The organism is Ruegeria sp. BHSA191, from assembly GCF_059613325.1.
In genome coordinates, this window is the sequence record NZ_JBXWSH010000014.1 from 15548 (window position 1) to 41469 (window position 25922).

Annotated in this window: 30 protein-coding genes; 15 read left to right on the forward strand and 15 right to left on the reverse strand. The window is 63.2% G+C overall.

Annotated features, from left to right (window positions below; all coding sequences use genetic code 11):
* Positions 1-13: 13 nt before the first annotated feature.
* The 3 genes from putA to AC2FNS_RS13510 are packed head-to-tail and all read left to right on the forward strand — an operon-like array spanning position 14 to position 4565.
* Positions 14-3412 carry a bifunctional proline dehydrogenase/L-glutamate gamma-semialdehyde dehydrogenase PutA gene (gene putA / locus AC2FNS_RS13500; RefSeq protein WP_496712237.1) on the forward strand — a complete coding sequence of 1133 codons (3399 nt, stop codon included), beginning with the start codon at positions 14-16 and terminating at the stop codon, positions 3410-3412.
* A 41-nt stretch (positions 3413-3453) separates the two neighbouring features.
* Positions 3454-4197: a rhomboid family intramembrane serine protease gene (locus AC2FNS_RS13505; RefSeq protein WP_496681773.1), complete on the forward strand. Its 744-nt coding sequence runs from the start codon at positions 3454-3456 to the stop codon at positions 4195-4197.
* On the forward strand, positions 4194-4565 hold the full coding sequence (locus AC2FNS_RS13510) for a GFA family protein (protein ID WP_496712238.1): 372 nt from the start codon (positions 4194-4196) through the stop codon (positions 4563-4565). The genes AC2FNS_RS13505 and AC2FNS_RS13510 overlap by 4 nt, the downstream gene beginning before the upstream one ends.
* A gap of 9 nt (positions 4566-4574) precedes the next feature.
* On the opposite strand, the gene AC2FNS_RS13515 is transcribed toward AC2FNS_RS13510, so the two are convergent.
* Both AC2FNS_RS13515 and AC2FNS_RS13520 read right to left on the reverse strand, forming a co-directional pair.
* On the reverse strand, positions 4575-5360 hold the full coding sequence (locus tag AC2FNS_RS13515) for an inositol monophosphatase family protein (protein ID WP_496681769.1): 786 nt from the start codon (positions 5358-5360) through the stop codon (positions 4575-4577).
* 108 nt (positions 5361-5468) lie between these two features.
* Positions 5469-6374: a LysR family transcriptional regulator gene (locus AC2FNS_RS13520; protein ID WP_496681767.1), complete on the reverse strand. Its 906-nt coding sequence runs from the start codon at positions 6372-6374 to the stop codon at positions 5469-5471.
* A gap of 94 nt (positions 6375-6468) precedes the next feature.
* On the opposite strand from AC2FNS_RS13520, the gene metF reads away from it, so the two are divergent.
* The gene (gene metF / locus AC2FNS_RS13525; RefSeq protein ID WP_496681766.1) at positions 6469-7335 is read left to right on the forward strand and encodes a methylenetetrahydrofolate reductase [NAD(P)H]; all 867 of its coding nucleotides are present in this window, start codon (positions 6469-6471) and stop codon (positions 7333-7335) included.
* Positions 7336-7539: 204 nt separating this feature from the next.
* A complete protein-coding gene (locus AC2FNS_RS13530) occupies positions 7540-8181 on the forward strand; it encodes a J domain-containing protein (protein ID WP_496685782.1) in 642 nt (213 codons plus the stop codon).
* Between the two features lie 55 nt (positions 8182-8236).
* On the opposite strand, the gene AC2FNS_RS13535 is transcribed toward AC2FNS_RS13530, so the two are convergent.
* Entirely contained in the window at positions 8237-8755 is a 519-nt protein-coding gene (locus AC2FNS_RS13535; RefSeq protein WP_496712239.1) for a YHS domain-containing (seleno)protein, read from the reverse strand.
* Positions 8756-8989: 234 nt separating this feature from the next.
* Between AC2FNS_RS13535 and yghU the strand changes: the two genes are divergently transcribed.
* On the forward strand, positions 8990-9868 hold the full coding sequence (yghU, locus tag AC2FNS_RS13540; protein ID WP_496727598.1) for a glutathione-dependent disulfide-bond oxidoreductase: 879 nt from the start codon (positions 8990-8992) through the stop codon (positions 9866-9868).
* A 55-nt stretch (positions 9869-9923) separates the two neighbouring features.
* Here yghU and AC2FNS_RS13545 read toward each other — a convergent pair whose 3' ends face one another.
* The gene (locus AC2FNS_RS13545; protein ID WP_496681756.1) at positions 9924-10712 is read right to left on the reverse strand and encodes an SseB family protein; all 789 of its coding nucleotides are present in this window, start codon (positions 10710-10712) and stop codon (positions 9924-9926) included.
* Positions 10705-11292 (reverse strand): uracil-DNA glycosylase family protein, encoded by a 588-nt coding sequence (locus tag AC2FNS_RS13550; RefSeq protein ID WP_496712141.1) that lies wholly within the window; start codon positions 11290-11292, stop codon positions 10705-10707. The genes AC2FNS_RS13545 and AC2FNS_RS13550 overlap by 8 nt, the downstream gene beginning before the upstream one ends.
* Positions 11293-11506: 214 nt before the next feature.
* On the opposite strand from AC2FNS_RS13550, the gene AC2FNS_RS13555 reads away from it, so the two are divergent.
* The 4 genes from AC2FNS_RS13555 to AC2FNS_RS13570 are packed head-to-tail and all read left to right on the forward strand — an operon-like array spanning position 11507 to position 16069.
* Positions 11507-12166 carry an ABC transporter ATP-binding protein gene (locus tag AC2FNS_RS13555; RefSeq protein WP_496712140.1) on the forward strand — a complete coding sequence of 220 codons (660 nt, stop codon included), beginning with the start codon at positions 11507-11509 and terminating at the stop codon, positions 12164-12166.
* Positions 12144-13718, forward strand: coding sequence for a KpsE/RkpR family capsule polysaccharide export protein (locus AC2FNS_RS13560; protein WP_496712138.1), 1575 nt, complete (start codon positions 12144-12146; stop codon positions 13716-13718). Before AC2FNS_RS13555 ends, AC2FNS_RS13560 begins: the two co-directional genes overlap by 23 nt.
* A 5-nt stretch (positions 13719-13723) precedes the next feature.
* Positions 13724-14557, forward strand: a complete 834-nt coding sequence (gene kdsA / locus AC2FNS_RS13565) for a 3-deoxy-8-phosphooctulonate synthase (RefSeq protein ID WP_496712136.1) — start codon at positions 13724-13726, stop codon at positions 14555-14557.
* Positions 14558-14572: 15 nt separating this feature from the next.
* Positions 14573-16069, forward strand: coding sequence for a phosphomannomutase/phosphoglucomutase (locus tag AC2FNS_RS13570; protein WP_496681746.1), 1497 nt, complete (start codon positions 14573-14575; stop codon positions 16067-16069).
* A 39-nt stretch (positions 16070-16108) separates the two neighbouring features.
* Here the strand turns inward: AC2FNS_RS13570 and AC2FNS_RS13575 are convergent, their stop codons facing one another.
* Positions 16109-18100, reverse strand: coding sequence for an AsmA family protein (locus tag AC2FNS_RS13575; protein WP_496712135.1), 1992 nt, complete (start codon positions 18098-18100; stop codon positions 16109-16111).
* A gap of 94 nt (positions 18101-18194) precedes the next feature.
* On the opposite strand from AC2FNS_RS13575, the gene rimO reads away from it, so the two are divergent.
* Complete coding sequence (gene rimO / locus AC2FNS_RS13580; RefSeq protein WP_496712133.1) at positions 18195-19586, forward strand: 30S ribosomal protein S12 methylthiotransferase RimO; 1392 nt, start codon at positions 18195-18197, stop codon at positions 19584-19586.
* Between the two features lie 67 nt (positions 19587-19653).
* On the opposite strand, the gene AC2FNS_RS13585 is transcribed toward rimO, so the two are convergent.
* Positions 19654-19842, reverse strand: a complete 189-nt coding sequence (locus AC2FNS_RS13585) for a hypothetical protein (protein ID WP_496681739.1) — start codon at positions 19840-19842, stop codon at positions 19654-19656.
* Positions 19843-20062: 220 nt separating this feature from the next.
* Here AC2FNS_RS13585 and AC2FNS_RS13590 point away from each other — a divergent pair, with 220 nt between their 5' ends.
* The gene (locus AC2FNS_RS13590; RefSeq protein WP_496688524.1) at positions 20063-20305 is read left to right on the forward strand and encodes a CDGSH iron-sulfur domain-containing protein; all 243 of its coding nucleotides are present in this window, start codon (positions 20063-20065) and stop codon (positions 20303-20305) included.
* 4 nt (positions 20306-20309) lie between these two features.
* On the opposite strand, the gene AC2FNS_RS13595 is transcribed toward AC2FNS_RS13590, so the two are convergent.
* The 5 genes from AC2FNS_RS13595 to AC2FNS_RS13615 all read right to left on the reverse strand — a co-directional run bounded on the left by AC2FNS_RS13595 (position 20310) and on the right by AC2FNS_RS13615 (position 22247).
* Entirely contained in the window at positions 20310-20567 is a 258-nt protein-coding gene (locus tag AC2FNS_RS13595; RefSeq protein WP_496712131.1) for a DUF6455 family protein, read from the reverse strand.
* Complete coding sequence (locus AC2FNS_RS13600) at positions 20567-20836, reverse strand: DUF6455 family protein (protein ID WP_496712130.1); 270 nt, start codon at positions 20834-20836, stop codon at positions 20567-20569. Before AC2FNS_RS13600 ends, AC2FNS_RS13595 begins: the two co-directional genes overlap by 1 nt.
* Positions 20833-21102, reverse strand: coding sequence for a DUF6455 family protein (locus tag AC2FNS_RS13605; RefSeq protein WP_496712128.1), 270 nt, complete (start codon positions 21100-21102; stop codon positions 20833-20835). Before AC2FNS_RS13605 ends, AC2FNS_RS13600 begins: the two co-directional genes overlap by 4 nt.
* 69 nt (positions 21103-21171) lie before the next feature.
* Positions 21172-21540 (reverse strand): YigZ family protein, encoded by a 369-nt coding sequence (locus AC2FNS_RS13610; RefSeq protein ID WP_496681728.1) that lies wholly within the window; start codon positions 21538-21540, stop codon positions 21172-21174.
* Positions 21537-22247, reverse strand: a complete 711-nt coding sequence (locus AC2FNS_RS13615) for a M48 family metalloprotease (protein ID WP_496712126.1) — start codon at positions 22245-22247, stop codon at positions 21537-21539. Before AC2FNS_RS13615 ends, AC2FNS_RS13610 begins: the two co-directional genes overlap by 4 nt.
* A 117-nt stretch (positions 22248-22364) precedes the next feature.
* On the opposite strand from AC2FNS_RS13615, the gene AC2FNS_RS13620 reads away from it, so the two are divergent.
* Positions 22365-22613, forward strand: coding sequence for a DUF8831 family protein (locus AC2FNS_RS13620; RefSeq protein ID WP_496681723.1), 249 nt, complete (start codon positions 22365-22367; stop codon positions 22611-22613).
* Here AC2FNS_RS13620 and AC2FNS_RS13625 read toward each other — a convergent pair.
* Positions 22601-22876 carry a DUF167 domain-containing protein gene (locus AC2FNS_RS13625; protein WP_496688517.1) on the reverse strand — a complete coding sequence of 92 codons (276 nt, stop codon included), beginning with the start codon at positions 22874-22876 and terminating at the stop codon, positions 22601-22603. The two genes, AC2FNS_RS13620 and AC2FNS_RS13625, sit on opposite strands and share 13 nt — an antisense overlap.
* Before the next feature lie 119 nt (positions 22877-22995).
* Here AC2FNS_RS13625 and AC2FNS_RS13630 point away from each other — a divergent pair, with 119 nt between their 5' ends.
* Together AC2FNS_RS13630 and AC2FNS_RS13635 are read left to right on the forward strand one after the other, a co-directional pair.
* Positions 22996-23574 (forward strand): nitroreductase family protein, encoded by a 579-nt coding sequence (locus AC2FNS_RS13630; RefSeq protein ID WP_496712124.1) that lies wholly within the window; start codon positions 22996-22998, stop codon positions 23572-23574.
* The gene (locus AC2FNS_RS13635) at positions 23559-24284 is read left to right on the forward strand and encodes an EI24 domain-containing protein (RefSeq protein WP_496681717.1); all 726 of its coding nucleotides are present in this window, start codon (positions 23559-23561) and stop codon (positions 24282-24284) included. Before AC2FNS_RS13630 ends, AC2FNS_RS13635 begins: the two co-directional genes overlap by 16 nt.
* Here AC2FNS_RS13635 and AC2FNS_RS13640 read toward each other — a convergent pair.
* Together AC2FNS_RS13640 and AC2FNS_RS13645 are read right to left on the reverse strand one after the other, a co-directional pair.
* Positions 24275-25594 carry a ferredoxin reductase family protein gene (locus tag AC2FNS_RS13640; protein ID WP_496712122.1) on the reverse strand — a complete coding sequence of 440 codons (1320 nt, stop codon included), beginning with the start codon at positions 25592-25594 and terminating at the stop codon, positions 24275-24277. The genes AC2FNS_RS13635 and AC2FNS_RS13640 overlap by 10 nt on opposite strands.
* Positions 25595-25636: 42 nt before the next feature.
* Positions 25637-25912, reverse strand: a complete 276-nt coding sequence (locus tag AC2FNS_RS13645; RefSeq protein ID WP_496712120.1) for a DUF1467 family protein — start codon at positions 25910-25912, stop codon at positions 25637-25639.
* Positions 25913-25922 lie beyond the last annotated feature (10 nt).

Consider the following 25922-nt stretch of genomic DNA (forward strand, 5'->3'; position numbering starts at 1 on the left):
GACCGGAGGACACATGACTCACAGCCTGCGCCACACCATCGATTCCATGACCTACGCGGACCAGACCGCGTTGCTGAAATCCCTGACCGATCAGGCCGCCCTGACCCAAGCGGACCGCACCGCCATCTGCGAGGCGGCTGCGCAACTGGTGCGCGACATCCGCTCCAGCACCGCGCCGGGGCTGATGGAGGTATTCCTCGCCGAATACGGCCTTTCGACCGAAGAAGGCGTGGCGCTGATGTGCCTGGCCGAGGCGCTCTTGCGCGTGCCCGATGCCGACACGATCGACGCGCTGATCGAGGACAAAATCGCACCCTCGGACTGGGGCAAGCATCTCGGTCACTCGTCATCGTCGCTGGTCAACGCCTCGACCTGGGCGCTGATGCTGACGGGCAAGGTGCTGGACGAGGGCAAGGCCTCGCCGGTCAGCGCCCTGCGCGGCGCTATCAAGCGGCTGGGCGAGCCGGTCATCCGCACCGCCGTCGGGCGCGCGATGAAGGAAATGGGCCGGCAGTTCGTTCTGGGCGAAACCATCCAGTCCGCCATGAAACGCGCCGCCGGGATGGAGGCCAAGGGCTACACCTATTCCTACGACATGCTGGGCGAGGCCGCCCGCACCGAGGCGGACGCGGCGCGCTATCACCTTGCCTATTCTCGCGCCATCGCCGCGATTGCCGAGGCCTGCACCCATGACGACATCCGCGCCAACCCCGGCATCTCGGTCAAGCTGTCGGCCCTGCATCCCCGCTACGAAGTAGCCCAGGAAGAGCGCGTGATGCACGAACTGGTGCCGCGCCTGCGGGCCCTTGCCCTTCTGGCCAAGGCCGCCGGCATGGGCCTGAACGTGGACGCCGAAGAGGCCGACCGCCTGTCGCTGTCGTTGCAGGTGATCGAGGCGGTGATGTCCGAACCGGCGCTTGCGGGCTGGGACGGGTTCGGCATCGTGGTGCAGGCCTATGGCCCGCGCGCGGGGCTGGTGCTGGACACGCTCTATGACATGGCCGAGCGCCACGACCGCAAGCTGATGGTGCGCCTCGTCAAGGGCGCCTACTGGGACACCGAGATCAAGCGCGCGCAGGTCGCGGGCGTCGACGGCTTCCCGGTCTTCACCCAGAAGGCGGCGACCGACATCTCCTACATCGCCAATGCCCGCAAGCTGCTGGGCATGACCGACCGGATCTATCCGCAATTCGCGACCCACAATGCCCACACGGTCAGCGCGATCCTGCATATGGCTGAGGACCAGCCCTTCGAGTTCCAGCGCCTGCACGGCATGGGCGAAACCCTGCACCGGCTGGTGATGGAGCGCCAGAACACCCGCTGCCGGATCTACGCGCCGGTCGGGGCGCATCGCGACCTGCTGGCCTATCTGGTGCGGCGCCTGCTGGAAAACGGCGCCAACAGCTCCTTCGTCAACCAGATCGTTGACGAAAACGTCCCGCCCGAAGAGGTCGCCGCCGACCCGTTCGAGGCGGTTCAAGAGCCCGCGAAACACCTGCCCACCGGCCCCGAACTGTTCCTGCCCGAGCGCCCGAACTCGCGCGGTTTTGACCTGACCCACACGCCGACGCTGGATGCGATCGACGCCGCGCGCCACGCCTTCCGCGCCCACCACTGGTATGCCCGCCCGCTGCTGGCCGGCGAGGCATCGCCCGAGGCCGACGAGGTGGTCACCAACCCGGCCCACCCGCAGGACCGGCCCGGCACCGTCGCCCCGGCCAGCGCCTCGGATGTCGAGCTTGCGCTGGCCGCAGCTGCTCCGTGGCAGGCCCCAGCGGCCGAGCGCAGCCGCATCCTCAACGCCGCAGCCGACCTCTACGAGGAGCACTATGGCGAGATCTTCGCCCTGCTGGCGCGCGAGGCCGGCAAATCGCTGCCCGACGCGGTGGCCGAACTGCGCGAGGCGGTGGACTTCCTGCGCTACTACGCCGCCAACATCCCCGAGGGCGAGCCTGCGGGCACCTTCACCTGCATCAGCCCATGGAACTTCCCGCTAGCCATCTTCACCGGCCAGATCGCGGCCGCGCTTGCCACCTGCAACGCCGTGCTGGCCAAGCCCGCGCCGCAGACCCCGCTGATCGCCCACCGGGCCGTGCAGCTGCTGCATCAGGCCGGCGTGCCGCGCGATGCCCTGCAACTCTTGCCGGGCGGGCCGTCGGTGGGCGCCGCGCTGACCTCGGACCCGCGCGTCTCGGGCGTGGCCTTCACCGGCTCGACCGCGACGGCCCTGAAAATCCGCGCGGCCATGGCCCAGAACCTCAAACCCGGCACGCCGCTGATCGCCGAAACCGGCGGGCTGAACGCGATGATCGTGGACAGCACCGCCCTGCCCGAGCAGGCCGTGCAGTCGATCATCGAAAGCGCCTTTCAGTCGGCGGGCCAGCGCTGTTCCGCCCTGCGCTGCCTGTATCTGCAGGAGGACATCGCCGATGACGTGCTGACCATGCTCAAGGGCGCGATGGACGCCCTGTCGGTGGGCGATCCGTGGCTGCTCTCGACCGATTGCGGCCCGGTGATCGACGAGCAGGCCCGTCAGGGCATCGCCGACCACGTCGCCAAGGCCCGCGCCGAGGGTCGTGTGTTGAAAGAACTGGCGCTGCCGCCCGAGGGGATCTTCGTGGCGCCCACGCTGATAGAGGTCCCCGGCATCAATGCGCTGGAACGCGAGATCTTCGGCCCCGTGCTGCATGTCGCCCGCTTCAAGTCGCACGAGATCGACCAGGTGATTGCCGACATCAATGCCACCGGCTACGGCCTGACCTTCGGCCTGCACACCCGCATCGACGACCGCGTGCAGCACGTCACCGAGGCGATCCACGCGGGCAACATCTATGTCAACCGCAACCAGATCGGCGCGATCGTCGGCTCTCAGCCCTTCGGCGGCGAAGGCCTGTCCGGCACCGGCCCCAAGGCGGGTGGCCCGAACTATCTGGCCCGTTTCTGCGCCCCGGACCGACAGGTCGTGGCCGCGGAATGGTCCGCCGCGGCCGACCTGCCCGCACCGATCGGGCAGCCTGCCGCGCCGACGACCCGCTCGATGCCCGGACCGACCGGTGAATCGAACCGGCTGACCGAGTTTCCCCGCGCGCCGTTCTTGTGCCTAGGCCCCGGCCCCGAGGCGGCCAAGGCGCAGGCGGAGGCCATACTCGGGCTGGGCGGCACGGCAATCCGGGCCGAGGGGGCGCTGGCCCTACACCGGCTGGAAGACCTGCAGGGAATTGCAGGCGTTCTGTGGTGGGGCGACGCGGACACCGCGCGCCAGATCGAACTGCATCTGTCGCGCAGAACCGGGCCCATCCTGCCGCTGATCCCCGGCTTGCCCGACCGGTCGCGGGTGATGGCCGAGCGCCATCTCTGCGTCGATACCACGGCCGCCGGAGGAAACGCCGCACTTCTGGGCGGTGCGGCATAAGCTGACTTGACGCTGGGCCAGGAAAAGCCCAGCGTCCCCCCATGTTCCCAATTCGAGACCACAACCCCTCGGGGCGCACGCCCTATGTCGTCTATGCGCTGATCGCGGCGAATGTTTTGATTTTCCTCAGCTATGTCGGAATCATGGACGACGCCCGGCTGATCAATCGGTTCTATTTCGACTATGCGATCATCCCCGCCCGCATCAGCGACGGCGTGGCGCTCGAGACGTTGGTGACGTCGATGTTCCTGCATGGCGGCTGGATGCATCTGATCGGCAACATGCTGTTCCTTTGGATCTTCGGCGACAACCTGGAAGACGAGATGGGCCACCTGCCCTTCCTGCTGTTCTACATGGTCGCCGGTATCGGCGCAGGGCTGATCCACATCATCACGGCACCGGGGTCGCTGGTTCCGACCATAGGCGCCTCGGGCGCCATTGCCGGGGTCATGGGAGGCTACCTTCTGATGTTCCCAAGGGCACGCGTAGATATCCTGCTGATTCTGGTCGTCTATGTGCGGGTCTTCACCATCCCGGCCTTCGTGATGCTGGGCGTCTGGCTGGGAATGCAGTTCCTTGGCAGCGTGTCCAGCAACCCTGACGCCGGCGGTGTAGCCTATTGGGCGCATACGGGCGGCTTCGTGATCGGTTTGATTTTGTGCATCCCGCTGTGGCTGAAACGCGGCGGGCCAGCTTATTGGAGCCGTACCCACGGTCACCCGCCGCATCCCGAACACCGCTACAAGCTCAGCCAGTCCCGTATACCAAGAGTGCCACGCCGATGACCCGGATGACCGCCACCTGCCATTGCGGCACCGTGAAGATTGAGGCCGAGTTCCCCGGCGGCCTGTCCACGGCCGCCCGGTGCGACTGTTCCTTTTGCATCCGCCGTGAGGCCGCCGCCGTGACCGCCATCACCGACAGCCTGCGCATCCTGCAGGGCGCAGACAATCTGAGCCTCTACACATGGGGCACGCACACGGCCAAACACTATTTCTGCAAGACCTGCGGGATATATGTCTATCACCAGAGGCGATCAGACCCCGCGGAATGCGGGGTCAACCTGGGGTGCATCGAAGGTGGCAACCCGCGCACGCATGGCCCGATTCCGTGGAATGACGGGGTCAACCACCCCTCGGACCGAACCGATTGAGCGGAAGGCTCAGCCCCGGATCACCTTGGCGAACTGGTCGAAGATCGGCTCGTTGGCACAGATCACTTCGCCATCCTCCAGAATGCTGCCCTCGGGGTTCAGCGGCTGCACAAGGCCGCCGGCCTCTTTCACGATGATGATGCCCGCGGCCATGTCCCAGGCATTCAGCCGACGTTCCCAGAACCCCTCGTAGCGACCGGCAGCCACATAGGCCATGTCCAGCGCCGCGGCGCCCCAACGGCGCACGCCCGCGCAGACCGGCATCAGCCGGGCCAGATCCTGCAGCGTGGCCGGCAGATCGGACCGCCCGCCAAACGGCAGACCGGTCGAAAAGATCGACTCGATCATGCGATGCCGGCCCGACACGCGGATACGCATGTCGTTCATCCAGGCGCCTTCGCCCTTTTCGGCAAAGAACATCTCGTCCTTGGCGGGGTCATAGATCACGCCGGCGACGATCTTGCCCTTGTGTTCCAGCGCGATCGAAATGGCCCAGTGCGGCAGGCCGTGCAGGAAGTTAGTGGTGCCATCCAGCGGATCGACGATCCAGCGCCGGGTCGGGTCTTCGCCCTCGATCTCGCCGCCCTCTTCGGCCAGCCAGCCATAAGTGGGGCGCGCACCCAGCAGTTCCTCTTTCAGGATCTTCTCGGCGGCAATGTCGGCCTTCGAGACGAAATCGCCCGCGCCCTTCATCGACACCTGCAGGTTCTCGACTTCGCGAAAGTCCTTTACCAGCGATCGGCCCGCCTTGCGTGCGGCCTTGATCATGATGTTGAGATTTGCACTGCCAACCATTGTTCCGAGGCTCCTGTCCGGTCAAACCGCGCGTATACTGGCGCAACGCCCCCTTGCCAAGAGGAATGATGCGCATGGCAGCCCACCGTCTCGCGCGGGGCCACGGCCCTATTGCGCCTGCAACTTGCGCGCCTCCTGGCTGGCCAGCTTGACCAACTCCTGCACAAAAGGCTTTTCCATGTCCTCGGCGCGAACAGCAGCGTAGAGGCGCCGCGTGATGCCATCCTTTGTCAGCGGGCGGGTCACATAGTCCGAGTTGTACTTGACCTCGCGCACGACCCAGTCGGGCAGGACCGAAATCCCTCGGTTCGATGCGACCAACAATAGGATCACTGCCGTCAGCTCGACCTGCCGGATCGCTGCCGGTTCGACCCGCGCGGGGATCAACAGCTGGCTGAACACGTCCAGCCGGGTCCGTTCGACCGGATAGGTGATCAGGGTCTGGCCGCGGAAATCCTCGGCCTCGATATACGGTTTTTCTGCCAGCGGATGGGTCGAGGCCGCAACGAAAACGGGGTTGTAGTCGAACAGCTCGATGAACTCGACGCCCGGCAGGTCTTCGGGGTCCGAGGAGACGACCAGATCGACCTCCTCCTTCTGCAGCGCGGGCAGCGCGTCAAAGGCCAGACCCGGCCGGATATCGACATCGACATCCGGCCACGACTTGCGGAAGGCCTCGAGCACCGGGAACAGCCACTCGAAACAGGCGTGGCATTCGATCGCGATGTGCATCCGCCCCGTACGCCCGTCGCGCAGCGAGGAAAACTCCTCCTGCATGGCCTCGACCTGCGGCAGGATCTGCTCGGCCAGACGCAGCAGGCGCAGCCCCGCCGCCGACAGTTTCATCGGCTTCGACCGGCGCAGGAAAAGCTCGACCCCGGCCTGATCCTCGAGCCCCTTGATCTGATGGCTCAGCGCCGATTGCGTGATGTTCAGCTGATCGGCCGCGCGCGCCAGCCCACCGCAGTCATGGATGGCCTTGATCGTGCGCAGGTGCCGGAACTCGATATGCATTTGCAGTCTAACTCATGTTGTTCTTGAGGAATATGAGTTTGTCTCACAACCCGCATCATGGCACAAGAGCCTGGTCACAAACAGCGAGACACCGATGACCAAGCCCGAGATCTCCTTTGAATTCTTCCCGCCGCAAACGCTCGAAGCGTCGTTTAGGCTGTGGGATACGGTTCAGACCCTGGCACCGCTGGGGCCGCGATTCGTTTCGGTCACCTATGGCGCGGGCGGCACCACGCGCGAGCTGACGCGTGACGCCGTGGCCACGCTGCACAAATCGTCGGGGTTGCCGGTGGCCGCGCATCTAACCTGCGTCGATGCTTCGCGCTCTGAAACCCTGGCCATCGCCCAGGAATTCGCCGCCGCCGGCGTCACCGACATCGTTGCCCTGCGCGGCGACCCGCCCAAGGGGCAGGACCGTTTCACTCCGCATCCCGACGGTTTCGCGACCTCGGTCGAACTGATCGCGGCGCTGGCCGAAACCGGCAAGTTCAAGATCCGGGTCGGCGCCTATCCCGACATCCACCCCGAGGCATCCGATGCACAGGCCGATATCGACTGGCTCAAGGCCAAGCTGGATGCTGGCGCCGATGAGGCGCTGACTCAGTTCTTCTTCGAAGCCGAGACATTCTTCCGCTTTCGCGATGCCTGCGCAAAGGCGGGGATCGACAAGCCGATCGTGCCGGGCATTCTGCCGATCGAGAACTGGACGGGCGCCCGCAAATTCGCGAAACGCTGCGGTGCCCGGGTTCCCGGATGGGTCGAGGATGCCTTTGAGAAGGCCATCCGCGACGACCGGCACGACCTGCTGGCCACCGCGCTGTGCACCGAACTGTGCTCGGACCTGATTGAGGGCGGCGTGGACAAGCTGCATTTCTACACGCTCAACCGCCCCGAGCTGACGCGCGACGTGTGTTTCGCCCTGGGGATAACGCCCAAGGTCGACCTGCAACACGTCGCCTGACCTCTCTTGCCGCAATCCCCTGTGCTGGGGCCGCCCCGGGCGGCCCCCTTTTTTTCGTCCGGCGGCTGCGCAAACCAGCCATGAATACAATCGCCGCGCAAACCTCGAACTGTTGTCCAGAAGCGCCCAATCAGTTGATTTATTTGACACAAACACCGGTTGTCCCGGAAAATAAGGGAACGTGTTTTAAAGAGTGATTTTGGTATGGAGCCAGTCGACAAAATTCAGGCTCGGGTTGATGCATTGCGGGCGCTTGGCCTGGATCAGACCGCGACGGCATCTGACATTCGCAACGCATGGCGCGACATCGCCTTTCGCGCGCATCCCGACCGCACCGGCGGGGATTCCGTGCAGTTTGCCAAGGCCAAATCGGCCTTTGACCTTCTCAGAAGCGAAGGGCTGGCCACTAAGGCCGCCGGCCCGGCACGTCCACGCCGCCCCAAGCTCAGGGCGCGTCTGATCGAATTGGCCGAAGATGCGCTCGAGTCATGTCGGTCTCTTCTTGGGGCCGGCGGCGCCTTGCCGCATGACGATCACCGCGCGCCCTGCCGAAATTCAGAACAGGCCAACGCAGACCACATTCCCTCGGCCGTGGGGTGCCGGGGGCGCGATCTGACGTTCTTCGTGGCCACGCCGGTTTGCGAGGGGAAGAACCGGGTCGCCCTGCCGACCTCGATCCTGACCAGCGGCCGCAAGTTCGAGGCCGAGATCCTGTCTTTTCAGGCCACGTCATCCGGCGCGGGAGAGGTCTTGGTTCCCGACACGATCCGCGAACGCAAGTTCCCCGGGGCGAAAAGCGTGCGGATCCGGTTTGAGGCCGACCCGCACATGAACGAAGCGTTCTGAAAACGCGAAAAGGCCCGGCAAGTCCCGCCGGGCCCGCGATCATCGAAACAAAGGATCAGTTCTGGATCGGTCCGGCCGAGGTGAATTTGGGGATGACGCTGGTCGAGGCGTCCGACGGCTCGATCTCGGGCCAGTTGCCTTCGGCCAGGTTGATGTTGCCCGGCACGTCCTCTTCCCAGAAACCGACCACGACATCGGTGATGTTCAGATACAGCTTGTCATCCACGATGCGCCACAGGTTGGGGTTGCCCGGCACCTTGCCGCCCTTGGACACACCATAGGCGCAGTGCCCGTCATATTGCGGGGCGTAATAGGCGGGATTTTCAAGAAACTTCGCCCGGTTTTCCTCGGATGCGAAAGCCCAGATGGCCCCGTTGTACTCAGCCGTGATGTCGGCGCGGCCACGCACGGCTTCGGGTTGGGATTGCCCGACGGGCACCTGTTCGAGGTCGCGATAGGCGACAACGTCGTAGCCGGATGCGGCATAGCCAGTCCCGTCAACATATTGAGGCCCGGCAAGGGCCGGAACGCCCAGCATCATGGCGGCGGCAAAAGTCAGTGCAAAACGGTTCATGTACGTGATCCTTGTTCTGGAGGCAGTGTCTGCGTGATCGTCAGATGCGAGAGTATTGGAATTCCCCGGATCGCACAGCCCAGCTAACGCTGCTGTGACCGGCCACGAGAAAACGTGAGCGAATTGCGGAGGATTGTTTCACGAAACGCGCAACGTCGGGGGTTGGCCTCGGGGCGTGACGATACTACCTCTGGGACGACCCGGCGCGCCCGGCTTAGGCATGAAAGGCAGAAGATGAGCAACACATCCACCTATACCCCCCCGAAAGTCTGGACCTGGGACAGCGAAAGCGGCGGACGTTTTGCCAGCATCAACCGCCCCATCGCGGGCGCCACCCATGACAAGGATCTGCCCATGGGCAAGCATCCGCTGCAACTGTATTCGCTGGCCACTCCGAACGGGGTCAAGGTCACCGTGATGCTGGAAGAACTGCTGGCCCTGGGCCACGACGGCGCCGAATACGATGCCTGGCTGATCAATATCGGCGAGGGTGACCAGTTCGGCTCGGGCTTTGTCGAGATCAATCCCAACTCGAAAATCCCCGCCCTGCTGGACCGGTCTGGCGACAAACCGGTGCGCGTGTTCGAAAGCGGGTCGATCCTGTTCCACCTGGCCGAGAAATTCGGTGCATTCCTACCAAAATCCGGCCCGGAGCGCACCGAAGTGATGAACTGGCTGTTCTGGCAGATGGGCAGCGCGCCTTATCTGGGCGGCGGGTTCGGCCATTTCTATGCCTACGCGCCCGAGAAATGGGAATATCCGATCAACCGATTTGCCATGGAAACCAAGCGCCAGTTGGACGTTCTGGACCGGGAACTGGCTCACAAACCCTTCATTGCCGGTGATGACTACTCGATCGCCGACATGGCGATCTGGCCGTGGTACGGCCAACTGGTTCTGGGCCGCCTATACGACGCCGCTGAATTCCTGAATGTCGATTCCTACACGAACGTGATGCGGTGGGCAAAAGAGATCGATGCCCGCCCGGCGGTGCAACGCGGCCGGATGGTCAACCGCGCCTTCGGCGAGCCGCACACCCAACTGCGCGAACGCCACGATGCCAGTGATTTCGAGGCGCGCACGCAGGACAAGCTGGAACAAGCCGCCGAATAGTCTGACGTCTTTTTCAGCCGCCTGACCGAAGATGCAGCGCCCCGGCGCTGCATTTTCATTTCAGGATCGGCGGTTTGTCCGGATCACTTCCGGGCGCGGCGCGGACAGGATCCGGGCGGGTCGGTTGCGGGATGTCAAACCGCAGCCCAACCATCGACAACGCCTCGGTCGCGGCATCGTCATCAGCAAAGAACCCAACGTCCAATGCTCCAGCTTCGATCCCGGAAAAGGTCAGCGCCTCGGAGACCGCCTTGGCCAGCGCCGGTTCCGCGCCTTGGACCGCATCGACGAAGGCCAGCAGATGCCCGGCCCCGCCGCCCTGGGCGCGCGTCGCCACCAGATAGGCGGCCGAGGCCAGCCCTACCGCCGTTGCCAGCTTGGTATCCAGCGCCGTCAACAATGCATCGGGCAAGCCGGCAGGCGGCAGGAACTCTTCCAGCCGCGCCTCGACCGCCTGCGGAGCGTGGCTGAGCGTCTCGGCCAGCCAGGTCAGCGCTTCGGCCGGGATCAGCATCGACGAGGGCGCCACCTCGAGGTTCAGGCCCAGCCCGATCCCCTGCCCGCCCAGCATCCCGGCCAGAACCCGGCCCGACAGCGCCGCATAGGGCGCCGGTCTGCCTGCGAACTGCACAAGACGCTCCTCGCGATCGAAGGCCAGCACGAAACGCCCGTCGGCGACTTCGAACAACTCGGGCGAGATATTTTCGCCGCGCGCCTCTTCGGTCAGCATCAGAAACAGCTCGGAATCGGCAAGCCGCTCAAAGAATCGCAGCCGGGCCGCATCGTCCTGCGGACGGGCCTCCATAGCGGCATGGGCTGCATCCAAGGCCGTGGTATCAGTCATTCAGCACCTCTTGCACCCGGGCGCGCAGAACCGGCAGCAACTCGGTCTCGAACCAGGGGTTTTTCTTCAACCATGCCGTATTGCGCCACGACGGATGAGGCAAGACGAAGACCCGCGGCGCATGGTCCCGCCAGGCGCGCACCGTCTCGGTCACCGAGGATCGGGTCCCCAGGTGGAATCGATGGGCATGGCCGCCGACCAGCACGGTCAGGGGCACCGCCCCCAATTCCCGCATGACCTTCGCATGCCAGGTCTTGTGGCAGATGGGCGGCGGCGGCAGATCAGCCTGCCGCGCGTCATAGCCGGGAAAACAGAAGGCCATCGGAACGATCGAGACCCGCGAAAGGTCATAGAACTCGGACGGGCTGAGCCCCAGCCAATCACGCAACCGGTCGCCGGACGGATCGGTAAAGGGCCGGCCGGAGTCGTGGACCCGCGCGCCCGGCGCCTGCCCCGCGACAAGGATCCGGGCGCCGGGCCGGAACCACACCACCGGTCGCGGGCTGTGTCCAGTCGCAGTAGCGGCGAACCGCTCAGCGCACAATCTGCACGACCGGATCCGGTGGGATAGGCTTTCCATAAACTCTGCTCACCTTCTCGTTTTGAGCCGGGCCTTCGCTCGCCAAGTGACATTCTGACCAAGTGCATGTCACATTCGCACGGAACAGTTTTCCGCGCGCATTGAAGATTTGTTTCACAATTCGACATAATGTAGCCAACATGGCCCGATAACAAAGGGGCTTTGGCCGGACCGTCGTGGCCGGGCCGGAACGAAAAAGTTGCACAGGCCGGAAATGCTCGAGTTTGAAAATGTCAGCAAATCCTTCTGGACCGGGACACGCCGCAAGGTGATCCTGGACCGGGCCTCGTTCCGGGTCGAGCTGGGAAAGTCGCTGGGCATCCTTGCCCCGAACGGAACCGGAAAAACGACGCTCATCAACATGATGGCGGGTCTCGAAAAGCCAGACGAAGGCGTGATTCGTCGGGACTGCCGGGTCTCTTTCCCGATGGGGTTTACCGGCGGCGTGTCCAAACGCCTGTCGGCACTGGAGAACGCGCGCTACATCGCCAAAATCTATGGAATGGATCCGGACTATGTCGAAGCCTATTGCAGCTGGCTCTGCGGTCTGGGCGAATATTTCAACCAGCCGCTGGCCACTTATTCCTCGGGGATGCGCGCACGGTTCACCTTCGCATTGATGCTGGCACTGGACTTTGACATGTATCTTATCGACGAAGGCATGCCGGCAACCACAGATGTGGAATTCAACAAGAAAGCGGGTTCGATCCTGCAGGAACGCCTGCGGACGACGACTCTGGTGATCGTATCGCACGACCCGAAGGTTCTTCAGAAATTCGCCAGACAGGCGGCCGTACTACTGGACGGCCGGCTTCACGTTTTTGAGTCTCTGGAAGAAGCGAAACAGGTGTATGACTACCAAACCCAAGGCTAAGAAATACGACCCGAACCGGGCTGCCAAGGGCGAAGGAACGGTCGAAGCCCGGGCCGAAGCCATTTCGCGCATTCGAAAGGCGACGCAGGGCGTGGCCGAAACGCCGGCAGGAACCGAGCTGGATGCGATCAAGCGCGAGGGGCTTACGGGGCGGCAATTGCGCATAGCACGGCGCATGGCGCAGAAACATGGCCTGGCCGCGACGTCGGATTACGACGCCGTGCGGCTGCTGCGCCAAAAGGGGATCGACCCGTTCCCCCGCAAGAACCTGCTGGATATCGTCGGCCAATTGGGCGATGCCCCTGCCCCGGACGGCACCTCCAGAGACCAAGTCAAGATCCACCTGCCGCAGACTATCAAGGAAAAAACCGAAAACCTGCCGGGCCCCGAACTCAGCCCGGCCGAGCGTCGTGCGTTCGAGATTGGCCAGATCCAGAAAGACATCGCCCGGCGGCGGCGGCGCAAGCTGATCGGTCTGTTCGCCCGGCTGGCCGCTTTCGTGCTGCTGCCGACGCTGTTGGTCGGCTATTATTTCTACAAGGTGGCAACGCCGATGTACGCCAGCAATTCGGAATTTCTGATCCTGCAGGCCGATGGCGGGCCCGGCAGCATCGGCGGGTTGCTGGCCGGGACGCAATTTGCGACGACTCAGGATTCGATTTCGGTGCAGTCCTTCCTGGAATCGAAAGAGGCGCTGCTGCTTCTGGACCGTGACGCCGGGTTTTCGAAGGTCTTCCAGCAAGACTGGATCGACCCCATCCAACGCCTTGAACAGGATGCGACCCTGGAAGATGCCTTCAAGCTGTACAAGCGGATGATCACCATTGGCTATGACCCGACCGAAGGCGTGATTCGAATGGAAGTCGCGGCACCGGATCCGGAAACGGCGACCCTGTTCTCGGAGAAACTGATTTCTTATGCCGAGGACCGTGTTAACGCACTGTCTGAAAAGAAACGCGAAGACCAAATGCGCGACGCCGTCGAAAGCTTCGAGGCGGCACAGGCGGCCCGGCGCAAGGCGCAGGAAGACCTGATCGAGTTGCAGCTTGAAGGCGCTGTTCTGGACCCGGAGAACGTGATCGCCAGCCTGCGCGCCCGTAGCAATGAAATCGAGATTCAGCTGCAGGACAAGGAACTGCAACTGGCTGCCCTGCTGGACAACCCGCGGCCGAACCAGGCCAAGGTCGACGGCGTGCGCGCCGATATCGAGCGGTTGCAGGCGGTGCTGGAGGAGTTGAACGCAAAGATGCTGGATGCGTCTGCTGGCGAGAACTCTCTGGCGCGACTGAGCGTGCGCATCCAAATGGCCCAGGCCGACCTGGCGGCCCGGGACATGATGCTGCAGACCGCCATGCAGCAGATGGAGAACACCCGGACCGAGGCCAACCGTCAGGTCCGATACCTGACCGTTTCGGTCAACCCGGTACCCAGCCAAGAGCCCAGCTATCCGCGCAAATTCGAAAATACGATTTTGGCATTCCTGCTGTTTGCTGGTATCTACCTTATGATTTCGCTGACCACGTCAGTCCTCCGTGAACAGGTATCTTCGTAGAGCATATGCAACATGTAAAAATCGCTGACCTGACGGTCGGCAACGATCTTCCGCTGACCGTCATCGCCGGGCCGTGTCAGCTTGAATCCGCCGACCATGCCCAGATGATCGCTGGCCGGATGAAGGAAATCTGCGACAAGGCCGGAGCGCAATACGTCTTCAAGGCCTCGTATGACAAGGCCAACCGCACGTCGCTGTCCGGCAAACGCGGCATGGGGATCGATGCGGGCCTCAAGGTTCTGGACGACATCCGCAAGACGATGGGTGTTCCGATCCTGACCGACGTTCACACCGAAGCACAATGCGCCATCGCGGCCGAAGCGGTGGATATCCTGCAGATCCCCGCGTTCCTGTGCCGTCAGACCGACATGTTGTTGGCTGCGGGTGAAACGGGCAAGGCGGTCAACGTCAAGAAGGGTCAGTTCCTGGCCCCATGGGAGATGCCGAACATCGTCGAAAAGATCGAAAGCACCGGCAATCGGAACATCCTGCTGACCGAGCGCGGAACATCCTTTGGCTACAACACGCTGGTTGCCGACATGCGATCGCTGCCGCAAATGGCCCGGACGGGATATCCGGTCGTGATGGACGCTACGCACTCGGTGCAGCAGCCCGGTGGCCGGGGCGGATCGTCGGGTGGTCAGCGCGAATTCGCGCCGGTCTTGGCCCGCGCCGCGGTGTCGCTGGGCATTGGCGCAGTGTTCATCGAAACTCACCAAGACCCGGACAACGCGCCGTCAGACGGGCCGAACATGATCCCGCTGGATCAGATGGGCGACCTGATCGGGACACTGATGCAGTTCGACGCCCTTGCCAAAGCCAACCCAATTCAGATTTGAAAACCGAGATTTGACATGACCAAACCCTTGTCCGAGGTGACCCCGAACACCTGGAGCTTTCTGCGCGACGCGATGATCAAGCCCACCGGCTTTCGCGAATATGATGCCCGCTGGAAATATCCCGACGAGATCAACCTGCCCGGCATGACCGCGCTGGGCCTCGGCCTGGGGACGCAGATGCACAGGCGCGGGATCAAGCCCGAGATCGCGGTCGGAAACGACTATCGCGACTATTCGCTGGCGATCAAGAACGCACTGATCCTTGGTCTGATGCAGGCGGGCATCCGGGTCAAGGACATCGGCCCGGCGCTGTCGCCCATGGCCTATTTCGCGCAGTTCCACCTGGATGTGCCGGCCGTGGCCATGGTGACCGCCAGCCACAACCCGAACGGCTGGACCGGGGTCAAGATGGGCTTTGACCGCCCGCTGACCCATGGCCCCGATGAAATGTCCGAACTGCGCGATATCGTGCTGAACGGTGAAGGCGTGGCCCGCCCTGGCGGGTCCTATGAATTCGTCGATGGGGTGAAAGAGGCTTATATCGACGATCTGGTCGGCGATTTCAGAATGTCCCGTCCGCTGAAGGTCGTCTGTGCCACGGGCAACGGTACGGCTTCGGCCTTTGCACCGGAAATCTTTGAGCGCATCGGGGTCGAGGTCGTACCCAGCCACAATCGGCTGGATTACACCTTCCCCAACTACAACCCCAACCCCGAAGCAATGGAGATGCTGCACGACATGGCCGCGACCGTCAAAGCAACGGGCGCGGATCTGGCCTTGGGGTTTGACGGCGACGGAGACCGCTGCGGCGTGGTCGATGACGAAGGCGAAGAGATCTTTGCCGACAAGGTCGGTGTGATCATGGCGCGCGATCTGGCCAAGCTGCATCCCGGCGCCACCTTCGTGGCCGACGTGAAATCGACGGGCCTGTTCGCCAGCGATCCCGAACTGCAGGCGCTTGGCGTCAAGGCCGACTATTGGAAAACCGGCCACAGCCACATGAAACGGCGCGTTAAGGAAATCGGCGCGCTGGCCGGGTTCGAGAAGTCCGGCCACTATTTCCTGGCCGAGCCTGTCGGGCGCGGCTATGACTGCGGCATGCGGGTGGCCGTCGAAATCTGCAAGCTGATGGACCGGAACCCGGACAAAAGCATGTCGGACCTGCGCCGCGCGCTGCCCAGGACGTGGTCGACCCCGACCATGTCGCCCTATGCCGCCGATACCGAGAAATACGACATCCTTGCGCGGCTGGTCGACAAGCTGGTTGCCAAGGCCGAGGCGCGGGAAACACTGGCCGGGCGCCCCATCAAAGAGGTGGTCACGGTCAACGGCGCGCGCGTGATCCTGGACAATGGCAGCTGGGGACTGGTGCGGGCTTCGTCGAACACTCCCAATCTGGTCGTCGTATGTGAAAGCAGTGAAAGCGAGGCGGAAATGCGGGCCATTTTCGCCGATCTCGACGCCGTGATCCGCACCGAGCCCGGCGTGGGCGACTACGACCAGACGATCTGACACCGATGGGGGCGCCGCCAGCGCCCCCACAACCATTGATCAGTTGTTTCCCAGCAGTTTCAGCAGGCCTTTCTTGGCCTCTTCTTCAAGCTTTTTCTTGACCGCGTCTTCGATCTGGTCGCTGTCCGTGATGGTCGTGTCAAGCTCTTCTCCGGCCTTCCTGAGAGCCTTCTGCTTGGCGTCCTGTTCCAGCTCTTTCAGCTTTTCGTCGGTGGCCGCCTCGATCACTTTGCTCAGATCCGGTTTGATCGACGGGTTGCTCCACGGGCCCTGGATCCGCACGGGAACCGCCAGCCCCTCGCCTGAATTGGCGCGCAAGGCCACCGGCGTGAAAACATAGTCGATATCCCGCCGACCCAGTCCAATCCGGCCAGACCCGTCCGCGCGGAAATTGTCCAACTGCATCAGCAGATCATTGTTTCTGAGGTTTCCTTTGCGGATCACGAATGAGGCCGTCAGGCTGTTGAACACCGTCGTCCCGCCAACGGCATCGCCACGTCCCATCAGACGGTCAAGATCGATCCCCGCGATGACCCCTTTGCCCACCTTCAGACTGCCCTTGCCACTGAGCGAGCGCATGATCTGATCTTCGCTCTGACCTTCGCCGAGGAATTCCAGATCCAGCCCCCCCTTGCCCGACAACCGTTCAACCCCCGCCAGCGCCGTCAAAGCCTGCTGCAGGTCGATCCCCTGCGCCGATAGCTTGCCGCCGACCGACAATCCGTTGCGGTTGTTGGCGACCACCTGCCCAGTCAGTTGCCCCGCGAACAGCGTGGCCGGGTTCATCTGCATGACCGCGCGCGACCGGTCGAGGCTGAGTGTCAGGTCGCTTGCGCCGAATTCGAGACCGGGAACCGCAATCGACTCGGCCCTCAGGCGGATCTGCCCATTGGCCAGGCCCAGAACCGATGCGTCGATCGGCTGCTTTGACCATCCGTCGTCGCCCCGTGGCGACGATCCGGCTTTCGGGGCGTCGTTTTTTGGTTGCCTCCGGGTCTGCGTACCAGCATCCGCATCGGCGACACGCGACAGATCCAGATGGCCCGCCGTCAGGTTTGCGGTGATATGCGGAGTGGCGGCGACAAGGATGTCTGCATTGCCCGTGATCCGGTTCTGATCAAGCGCGACCTGGATGTCGCGCAGCGCGATGCGTCCGTCGCGGGTATAGGTCATCTGACCGCGCACGTCGGCCGCGCGGCCCAGACCCTGAGGCACGGTCACACCCGCCTGGCCAAAAGCGGCCAGCATCTTGTGTGTATCGGTCGTTGTGATCCGGGTGCGCCCGTCCATTTCCCCTGCCAGATTGACGCGTCCGTCAAAGTTAACCTGGCCCCCGGGCGCGCTCAGGTCCAGCGCCAGCGGCGTCGCCTGACCTGAAGAAAAGGCCGGCAGATCCGATATGCTCAACGCCACCGTAACCGCCCCACCCGGCACGGGCATTTCCGCGTCCATCCGCATCGGGGCGGAAATGTCGGGCCAGCTGGCCGACAGATCCACGTTCGCGAAATCCATGCGAACCGCGCCGTCTTCGACATAGACCAGCCGGGCATTGGTCAGTTCCAGCTTGTCCAGCGTCACGGAACTGGGCTGCGATGCGGGTTTCGGCCCGCCAGACGGCAAGGCGGCCTCGGCTGGCGCGGCCTGTTGGCGGGGTGCCAGTTCCCAGTTTCCGCGTCCGTCGGACAGTTCCAGCCGCACGACCGGGTCGCGCGCCAATACACGACCGATCCGGACCTCGCCGCCCAGAAGGGCCGAGGCATCAACGCCCACCTCCAGGCTGGACGCGCTGAGCATGGGTTCGGGTCCGGCCCAGGGGGCATTCGCAAATTGCACCGGTCCGGTTTCCAGGCCCAGGACGGGCCAGAACGAAAACCGTACGTCGCCCTCAAGCGCAAGGTCGCGCCCGGTCTGGGCCTTGACCTGTTCCGCCAGGATCGCGCCAAGCTTGTCGCCGGGCATCAACAGCAAGGCCCCGATGGTCAATCCGATGGCGGCCATCAGAATGAAAAGAATGCGAAACAGCCACTTCATGATTTCTATGCGCCCCTGTTGTCCTTTGCCTAAATGATGTCTGCCCGACGCGTGGGATTTGCAAGGGGAAGATTTCCCCACTATATGCCGCGCCATGAGCACCAACCCGCCCAACCTCCGCCCCGACCTGGCGCCTGCCGCCCGGATTGACGATGCCCCGCGCCGCGGTCAGCCCACCATCGGCATGGTCTCGCTCGGCTGCCCCAAGGCGCTTGTGGACAGCGAACGCATCCTGACCCGCCTGCGGGCCGAAGGATACGGCATCTCGCCCGACTATGCCGGGGCGGACGCGGTGATCGTGAACACCTGCGGGTTTCTCGACAGCGCCAAGGCCGAAAGCCTTGAGGCGATCGGCGAGGCGCTGGTGGAAAACGGCAAGGTGATCGTGACCGGCTGCCTGGGGGCCGAGCCGGACTACATCCGAGAACACCATCCGCGCATCCTGGCCGTAACGGGCCCGCATCAATACGAACAGGTGCTGGACGCGGTGCACAGAGCCGTGCCGCCCGACCCGAACCCCTTCGTCGATCTGCTGCCGGCCTCGGGGGTAAAGCTGACCCCGCGCCATTTCAGCTATCTCAAGATTTCCGAGGGCTGCAATCACAAGTGCCGATTCTGCATCATCCCCGACATGCGTGGCAAGCTGGCCAGCCGCCCCGCCCATGCGGTGCTGCGCGAGGCCGAAAAGTTGGTGGAAAACGGCGTGCGTGAACTGCTGGTCATCAGCCAGGACACCTCGGCCTATGGGCTGGACCGCAAATATGACGTGAACCCGTGGAAAGATCGCGAGGTGCGCAGCCACATCACCGACCTCGCGCGCGAGCTGGGCCAAATGGATGCTTGGGTTCGGCTGCACTACGTCTATCCCTATCCGCACGTGCGCGAGCTGATCCCGTTGATGGCGGATGCGGGCTGCAACCTGCTGCCCTATCTCGACATTCCCTTCCAGCACGCCCACCCGGACGTTCTGAAACGCATGGCGCGCCCCGCGGCCGCGGCGAAGACACTGGACGAGATCGCCGCCTGGCGCGAGATCTGCCCCGACATCACCCTGCGTTCGACCTTCATCGTGGGCTACCCGGGCGAGACCGAGGCCGAGTTCCAGACCCTGCTCGACTGGATGGACGAGGCGCAGCTGGATCGTGTGGGCTGCTTCAAATATGAAAACGTCGACGGGGCGCGCTCGAACGACCTGCCCGATCATGTCCCCGAAGAGGTCAAACAGGAGCGTTGGGAACGCTTCATGGAAAAGGCGCAGGCGATCTCAGAGGCGAAACTGGCGGCCAAGGTGGGCCAGACCATCGAGGTGATCGTGGATCAGGTGGACGAGGACGCCGCCATCTGTCGCACCAAGGCCGACGCGCCGGAGATCGACGGGAACCTGTTCATCGACGAAGGTTTCGAGGCGCTTCGTCCCGGCGACATCGTCCCGGTTCAAGTGGACGAAGCCGGCGAATACGACCTGTGGGGTAAGTTGCTGCGCTGAGGCACAGCCCACAAAAAAACGGGCGGCCCCAGAGGGACCGCCCGCGAAAGTCAAAATTGGTAAAGCCTTACTGGCTGACCGGGTTGCAGACGGTCTGACCTGCTTCGGTTGTTGCCAGTTCATATCCGGCCGAGCAGCTGGGCGTTCCGTATTTATCATAGTCGGGCTGGATGTAGACCGGAGCGGGTTCTTCCTGCTGACCGCAGGCGGTCAGGATCAAGCCAAATGCGGCTGCGGCAGCGAATTTCAGTTTCATGTCCATCAATCCTTCAATACTTTTCTGATATTGCCCAACTTTTCGGGGCCGCGTCCAGAATACGGCCAATATGGCCGCGTGGCAACATTTTGGATCACACGGTCGTGAACCCGGGCAAAACCATGCCGTGTGCCCCATTTTTAGCCTAAGCAAAGGCAGTCCGTCAGGTTACAATGCAACCCGAACCAATTGATGATTTTTCGCTGAAAGGACAAGCAAAATGGCTGAACCACCGATAATCGCCCGCAAGGCCCCCTATCCAGTCGAGGTGATCGAAGGAAAAACCTATTTCTGGTGCCGGTGCGGGAGATCCAAGCGTCAGCCACTTTGTGACGGTTCACATAAGGGCACCGGAATCGAACCCGTCTCATACAAGGCTGAAGCGACGCGGAAAGTCTTTTTTTGTGGATGCAAGCAAACCCAAAACCCTCCGATTTGCGACGGCACGCATTCCCGACTCTAGCCGCTCAGCGCAATTGCATCAGAGCATCCGCAATCGCGCAACAAGGCGGCTCGGGCGTCATTTCGGCCTGTTGCTCGGCCAGCCACAGGACACAGCCTTTGCTGCAGTCGGCCGCCCTGCATCGGGTAACGATCTCGGCATAAGCCTGGTGGCTCAGACGCCCGTCGGCCATGGCTTCGGTCAGCGAAACCCCCATGCGACGGGCAACCGAGCGGGCAAGCCAGAAGTGTTTTTCGATATCTCCCAGATGTATGTGCCGCATCACAACTCCTGACCCGTCTCTGCACGAATTCGATGAAACAGCCCGAGATTCGGGCATGCGAAAGGTACCCGCGCACCGATCTTCGCGCCTGACAGCCAATCTCGGCACATCTCTGCCCGCCCACAGCCGCGGCAGCGCCGAACTGCTTGTGCCCAGTCCTGCTGCGTCAGACCACCCGAACGGTAGGCAACGAGCAGATCCGTGCGGGTGATGCGCCCCATTTTCAGCACAAGGTGCAGATGGCGTGCGGTGTCGCCCAGCACCTTCATGACTGCCCCCGTGAAATCCGGCTCAAACGGCCAAGCATCTCGCGGTTTCTGCAGAATTCCGGCGGCTTGCCCCCGAATTCCTCGCCGGCCAGCCCCCGCGCACAACAGACCGGGTCCGGACATTCGGAGCACCGCAACACCGCGTCTGACAACTGATCAAGTGAAACTGCGCCTGAAATCGCGGCTTCCTGCAGGTCAACGCCCACCTGATCCGCCATCCGGTCCAACAGATCCGCATGGCGCTTCAGCGTCTCTTTAGGTGTCATGGCCCCGCCTTTCCTTATACCGATGGCTTTGACGATACGGCAAATGCGCCGCGTGGCCCTTGATACAGGTCAAGCAGTCGCCCCAAGACGGTCCAGATAGGCCCGCGTCGCGTCCTGAACCCGTCGGAACCTGTCGCCGCCCAATTTCTTTCCGCCATACCAGCGAGTGACGATAATCACGTGGTCCTGCAGCCCCGCCCGCTGCATCATGCGCAGGATGACCATGGCCGCTCCGGCTTCGCCATCATCGGCCTTGAGGGCACCTGTCGGCAGGACAGCAGCCCAAGTGTTGTGGGTGGCCTTGGCATACAGCTTGTCCGCCTTCAACGCCCGCAACACGGCATCGATGTCGTCACGGCTTCCGACCGGCGCACCCGAAACCGCATATTTCGAGCCTCGGTCGGTCAAAACAACGCCAAGACGGGTCAGTTCCGTCATTCCATCAACCCCAGATCGGCTGCGGTCTCCAGCACGACCTCGACCCGTTTGGCATTGGGCGGGTGCGACGCCAGGAAACGGTCTCCCGGGTCGGGGATGCGGCTGAAATAGGCCATTCCCTTCAGCGGATCGTATCCGGCTGCATTGGTGATGACGGTTCCCAACACGTCCGCTTCCAACTCGAATGTCTTGGCATAGCTCTGCATGCCCACCTCGGCGCCCAGTTGTTGTGCGCGTTCGATCTCGTCCGGCCCCTCGCCCTGGGCCTTGGCCAACTCGCCAAAGACGCGCGCACCCTCCTTTGCGTTTTCGATCTGGCGCGCAATATGGCCCATGATGTGATGCGCGGCCTCGTGGCCCATCACAAAGGCCATTTCGTCGCCGTTGCGGGCCGACCCGATCATGCCCTGGTTGAAGATCACAAGAGGCCGGCCTTGTTCGTCCAGCGTCTGAAAGGCGTTGGGCTGCGAATAAGGGGCAAGATCTACGAGGATCACGAAGTCACAGTTCTGGCCCTTGGTCTGCCGGCGGCATTCCGCGCCCGCCGCCCCGGCAACCGCGCGGCTGACCTGGCGAAAGGTTTCGGCCTTGTCCCGCAAGGCGAGAGAGGTCGGCGCCCAAGCCTCGGCCGGCACCAGAACGTGGCGCTCGACGGCGGCGCCGCACCCGGCCAAGGCCAGCAGCAGCAAGACAAAAACGCGGCGCATCCACGATATCCTTCCCTCAGATCCGGCGTAAAGCCTAGCGCAGCCGAACCCGAGAGACCACAGCGGACGAACCGATCGATGGTTGCATTGGGCCATCAGGCCGGGCACTGTTGGATCATGTTTTCGATTGAACATGAATTCGACTCGACGGTCATCACCCTGGTGGACGAAGGCCCGCCGCCCCTGCAGGAAGACGTGGTCATCAACAGCTTTGCCGAATGCGTCACCATCGAACAGTTCGACCCGCGGACCGACCGCATCCAGAAGATCACGCTCTCGGCCGGGCAGTTGCGCGACCTTGCCGCCGCGCTGGACCTGCCCGAAGGGGTCTATCAGATTCGTGAGACGGACGATCAAGGATCATAGGCAAACAGCTTGTCCCGCGCGGTCTGCCCTTGCACGAGGGTCAGTCGAGAAGGCGCGACACCCATCGCCTTGGCCAAAATTCGGGCCACCGCCTTGTTTGCCCTGCCATCCTCGGCCGGAGCCGTGACCCAGATCTGGACGACCGAACCATCCACCTGCATACGATCCCGCGCGGCCTTGGGTGTCGCGCGCACGGCGATGCGTTGCCCATCCTTGGCCAGATGGCTCAGATCCGGCAGGTGCTTCAGTTTTGGTTCGGCCATACAATTTTTTCCATTTGGTCAATTCAATTGAGCCTGAGTCTTTCGAGATGAGAGTTTGCCCTTGAAATGACGCCTTGTCTGCCCGAAATACCAATGGCCCATGTGAAAAAGGTTAACATATGTCTCTGAAGAACCCGGCCGCGTTGGAATTTCTGCAATCCCGCCGCTCTCGCCCGGCCAAGACGCTGGTTGCGCCCGCGCCGAACCGCGATCAACTGATGCCGCTGCTGACTGCGGCGGCCCGCTGCCCCGATCACGGAAAGTTGGAGCCGTGGCGGTTCATCGTTCTGCAAAAAGGCGCCATGCCCCGTCTGGCCGCGCTGACCGAAGAGCGTGGACAGGCACTGGGCAAAAGCCCCGACGAGATCGCAAAAGCCCGCAGCCAGTTCGACATGGGGCAACTTGCCGTTGCCGTGATCGAGGTTCAGAAACCGTCCGAAAAGATCCCTGCGATCGAGCAGACCTATTCGGCCGGGGCGGCCTGCCTGGGCCTGCTGAACGCGGCGCTGGCCGCGGGTTGGGGCGCAAACTGGCTGTCGGGCTGGCAAACGCATGACCGGGAATTCTGCGAACGCGGTCTCGGCCTGGCGCCGAACGAGCGGGTTGCCGGGCTGATCCACATCGCCACCGAAAGCACCGCTCCGCCCGAACGCCCCCGCCCGGATGTGGACGCGATCACCGAATGGGTGTCCGAGTGATCGTTCTCAACGCCTTTTTCGCCGCCCTCGGCCAGATCGGAGACCCCCGGTTCCGCAAGGTCCTGATGCGCGGCATCGGCCTGACGATCCTGTTGCTGGTCGTTGCTTGCACCGGGGCCATCTGGCTGATCAACTTCGCGTCAGGCTCTGAGATTTCGCTGCCTTTTGTCGGGGCCGTGCCGTGGCTGAACGATGTCCTCAACTACTCCGGCATTGTGCTGGTGCTGATCCTTCCGATCTTTCTCATGATTCCGGTGGCTTCGGCGATCACCTCGATGTTCCTGGACGAGGTCGCCCAGGCCGTCGAGGACAAGCATTATCCGGCCCTTCCGCCCGTCCCCCGCATTCCGGTCGCAGACGCGGTTCTGGATTCGCTGGGGTTCCTGGGCGTTCTGATTGTCGCGAACCTGCTGGCCCTGGTGCTTTATGCCCTGTTCCCGCCGCTCATGCCGTTTATCTTCTGGGGCATGAACGGTTTTCTTCTGGGGCGCGAATACTTCACGCTGGCCGCCATGCGCCGGGTCGGCCGGGACGGGGCGCGCCGGTTGCGCGCGCAGCATGCCTCGACCATCTGGATTGCCGGCACGTTGATGGCCATCCCGCTGACCTTTCCGCTGGTCAACCTCGTGATTCCGATCCTCGGAGCGGCCACCTTCACGCATATCTTCCACGCGCTGAACGGCCGGCCCGAGGTAGCCCGTCAATCATAGACGAAGGATTCACACAGAATCCGGTGCCGGGGTACGCCCAGCGCGGTCAAGTCCTGCTGTACCGCGGTCAGCATTCCGGGCGGGCCGCACAGGACAAACAACCAGCTTCGGCGCGCCTCATCGTCGAACAAACGGCGCAACAGAGACCGGTCGATCACCCCTACCTCACCGGTCCAGTCCTCGGCCGGTTCCGAAACCACGTGAACCAGGCGCAGATGCCCGCCCCGTTCCATCGCGGCAAGTCTGTCGGAATCGACGATCTGTGCCGCCGACCTGTTGCCGTAGACCAGCGTCACCGGGCGCGGATCGCCCTGCGCGCGCAACTCGTCCAGAATGCTCAGCATTGGGGCGATCCCGACACCCCCGGCGATCAGCGCCATGCCCGGTGCGTCCCGCTCGACCGGGGTCAGATGCCCGAACGGACCATCCAAATAGGCCGGCGCACCGATCGGAATCCGCCCCAAGCTGCGGGTGAAGTCGCCCAGTTCCTTGATGACGAACCGTATCTCGGGGCCCTCCGAAGGCGCCGAGGCGATGGAAAACGGGTTGTCGTTCACTGAAAACGGGCCGTGCCCGACCTGCAGCCAAGCAAACTGTCCGGCCTGGAATTTGAGCCCGTCATGGCCGTCCGGCGCCAGCACCAGTTCCCAGGTGCGTTCGGCAACCGGCCCGACACTTGTCACGCGCCATGGTCGGCGCAACCGGGCGAGCGGCGCCAGAAGATAGACCCGCAGCATACACGCACCGGCAACCGCCCCCAATGCCAGCCAGACGCCGGTCAGAACCGGGTCTGCGCTGTAGCGGCCCGCCGCCAGCGCGTGCCAGATGGCAAAACCCGCAATGGTCAGAGCCATCAATCCGTGACCCAACCGCCAGTTCTGGTATTTTCTTCCCAGATCCGACCGCGACAGGGCCAACCCCACCAAGACCGGCAGCAACATCCAGGCGACGGCGCCGGGCAGGATGGTCTCGGGCTCCCAGTTTAGGGTCAATTGGCGCGTGGTGTCCCAAGGATAGGGCGGGTTGCGCGCGCCCTGATACAGAAAGGGATGGATCAGGGCCAACACCAAGGCCACGCGCGCCAGAACCCGATGCCAACGCATCGTCACATCCATGCCGATCCGACGCGAGATCAAACGAAAGCGGCCCGACAACAGGAACTCGACCAGCAGGATGGCCAAAGCGACCAGACCTGCGCCGGTCGCAAGCTCATCCCACAGGGACCGGAGGGGAAGCCCCTGCATCCCCGCCAGGGCCAGCGGCGTCACCAGCAGGACCACATATCCGACGATCAGTACCTGCCTCGGCACGAGCCGATACTCCCCTATGCAAAAGCAAGCGCCCGGCCGGTGTCACTCGACGGGGTCAAGCTGGTTCAGCCAGTCAAAATCCCTGATCGAGATGACACCCGACACGATGATTCCGGCAATGATCGCCCACAAGACGATCGAAATTCCGGTGGTGATCCACAGTTTCTTCTTCAAGTGGTGAACTTCCGGCGCGCCCGCATGGGTGCCCGGCACGATGTCGCCCAGATCTCCCTGCGTCTTGATGCGCACGGGCAATACGACCAACAGGGTCAGAAACCAGATGACGGCGAACAGAACCAGCGCGGCCGTAATGGTCATACAAGAACCT

Bases quoted from the DNA above. Each gene is read 5' to 3' on its own strand.
- putA (WP_496712237.1), top strand. From the start codon at position 14: ATGACTCACAGCCTGCGCCACACCATCGATTCCATGACCTACGCGGAC.
- AC2FNS_RS13505 (WP_496681773.1), top strand. From the start codon at position 3,454: ATGTTCCCAATTCGAGACCACAACCCCTCGGGGCGCACGCCCTATGTC.
- AC2FNS_RS13510 (WP_496712238.1), top strand. From the start codon at position 4,194: ATGACCCGGATGACCGCCACCTGCCATTGCGGCACCGTGAAGATTGAG.
- AC2FNS_RS13515 (WP_496681769.1), bottom strand. From the start codon at position 5,360: ATGGTTGGCAGTGCAAATCTCAACATCATGATCAAGGCCGCACGCAAG.
- AC2FNS_RS13520 (WP_496681767.1), bottom strand. From the start codon at position 6,374: ATGCATATCGAGTTCCGGCACCTGCGCACGATCAAGGCCATCCATGAC.
- metF (WP_496681766.1), top strand. From the start codon at position 6,469: ATGACCAAGCCCGAGATCTCCTTTGAATTCTTCCCGCCGCAAACGCTC.
- AC2FNS_RS13530 (WP_496685782.1), top strand. From the start codon at position 7,540: ATGGAGCCAGTCGACAAAATTCAGGCTCGGGTTGATGCATTGCGGGCG.
- AC2FNS_RS13535 (WP_496712239.1), bottom strand. From the start codon at position 8,755: ATGAACCGTTTTGCACTGACTTTTGCCGCCGCCATGATGCTGGGCGTT.
- yghU (WP_496727598.1), top strand. From the start codon at position 8,990: ATGAGCAACACATCCACCTATACCCCCCCGAAAGTCTGGACCTGGGAC.
- AC2FNS_RS13545 (WP_496681756.1), bottom strand. From the start codon at position 10,712: ATGACTGATACCACGGCCTTGGATGCAGCCCATGCCGCTATGGAGGCC.
- AC2FNS_RS13550 (WP_496712141.1), bottom strand. From the start codon at position 11,292: ATGGAAAGCCTATCCCACCGGATCCGGTCGTGCAGATTGTGCGCTGAG.
- AC2FNS_RS13555 (WP_496712140.1), top strand. From the start codon at position 11,507: ATGCTCGAGTTTGAAAATGTCAGCAAATCCTTCTGGACCGGGACACGC.
- AC2FNS_RS13560 (WP_496712138.1), top strand. From the start codon at position 12,144: ATGACTACCAAACCCAAGGCTAAGAAATACGACCCGAACCGGGCTGCC.
- kdsA (WP_496712136.1), top strand. From the start codon at position 13,724: ATGCAACATGTAAAAATCGCTGACCTGACGGTCGGCAACGATCTTCCG.
- AC2FNS_RS13570 (WP_496681746.1), top strand. From the start codon at position 14,573: ATGACCAAACCCTTGTCCGAGGTGACCCCGAACACCTGGAGCTTTCTG.
- AC2FNS_RS13575 (WP_496712135.1), bottom strand. From the start codon at position 18,100: ATGAAGTGGCTGTTTCGCATTCTTTTCATTCTGATGGCCGCCATCGGA.
- rimO (WP_496712133.1), top strand. From the start codon at position 18,195: ATGAGCACCAACCCGCCCAACCTCCGCCCCGACCTGGCGCCTGCCGCC.
- AC2FNS_RS13585 (WP_496681739.1), bottom strand. From the start codon at position 19,842: ATGAAACTGAAATTCGCTGCCGCAGCCGCATTTGGCTTGATCCTGACC.
- AC2FNS_RS13590 (WP_496688524.1), top strand. From the start codon at position 20,063: ATGGCTGAACCACCGATAATCGCCCGCAAGGCCCCCTATCCAGTCGAG.
- AC2FNS_RS13595 (WP_496712131.1), bottom strand. From the start codon at position 20,567: ATGCGGCACATACATCTGGGAGATATCGAAAAACACTTCTGGCTTGCC.
- AC2FNS_RS13600 (WP_496712130.1), bottom strand. From the start codon at position 20,836: ATGAAGGTGCTGGGCGACACCGCACGCCATCTGCACCTTGTGCTGAAA.
- AC2FNS_RS13605 (WP_496712128.1), bottom strand. From the start codon at position 21,102: ATGACACCTAAAGAGACGCTGAAGCGCCATGCGGATCTGTTGGACCGG.
- AC2FNS_RS13610 (WP_496681728.1), bottom strand. From the start codon at position 21,540: ATGACGGAACTGACCCGTCTTGGCGTTGTTTTGACCGACCGAGGCTCG.
- AC2FNS_RS13615 (WP_496712126.1), bottom strand. From the start codon at position 22,247: ATGCGCCGCGTTTTTGTCTTGCTGCTGCTGGCCTTGGCCGGGTGCGGC.
- AC2FNS_RS13620 (WP_496681723.1), top strand. From the start codon at position 22,365: ATGTTTTCGATTGAACATGAATTCGACTCGACGGTCATCACCCTGGTG.
- AC2FNS_RS13625 (WP_496688517.1), bottom strand. From the start codon at position 22,876: ATGGCCGAACCAAAACTGAAGCACCTGCCGGATCTGAGCCATCTGGCC.
- AC2FNS_RS13630 (WP_496712124.1), top strand. From the start codon at position 22,996: ATGTCTCTGAAGAACCCGGCCGCGTTGGAATTTCTGCAATCCCGCCGC.
- AC2FNS_RS13635 (WP_496681717.1), top strand. From the start codon at position 23,559: ATGGGTGTCCGAGTGATCGTTCTCAACGCCTTTTTCGCCGCCCTCGGC.
- AC2FNS_RS13645 (WP_496712120.1), bottom strand. From the start codon at position 25,912: ATGACCATTACGGCCGCGCTGGTTCTGTTCGCCGTCATCTGGTTTCTG.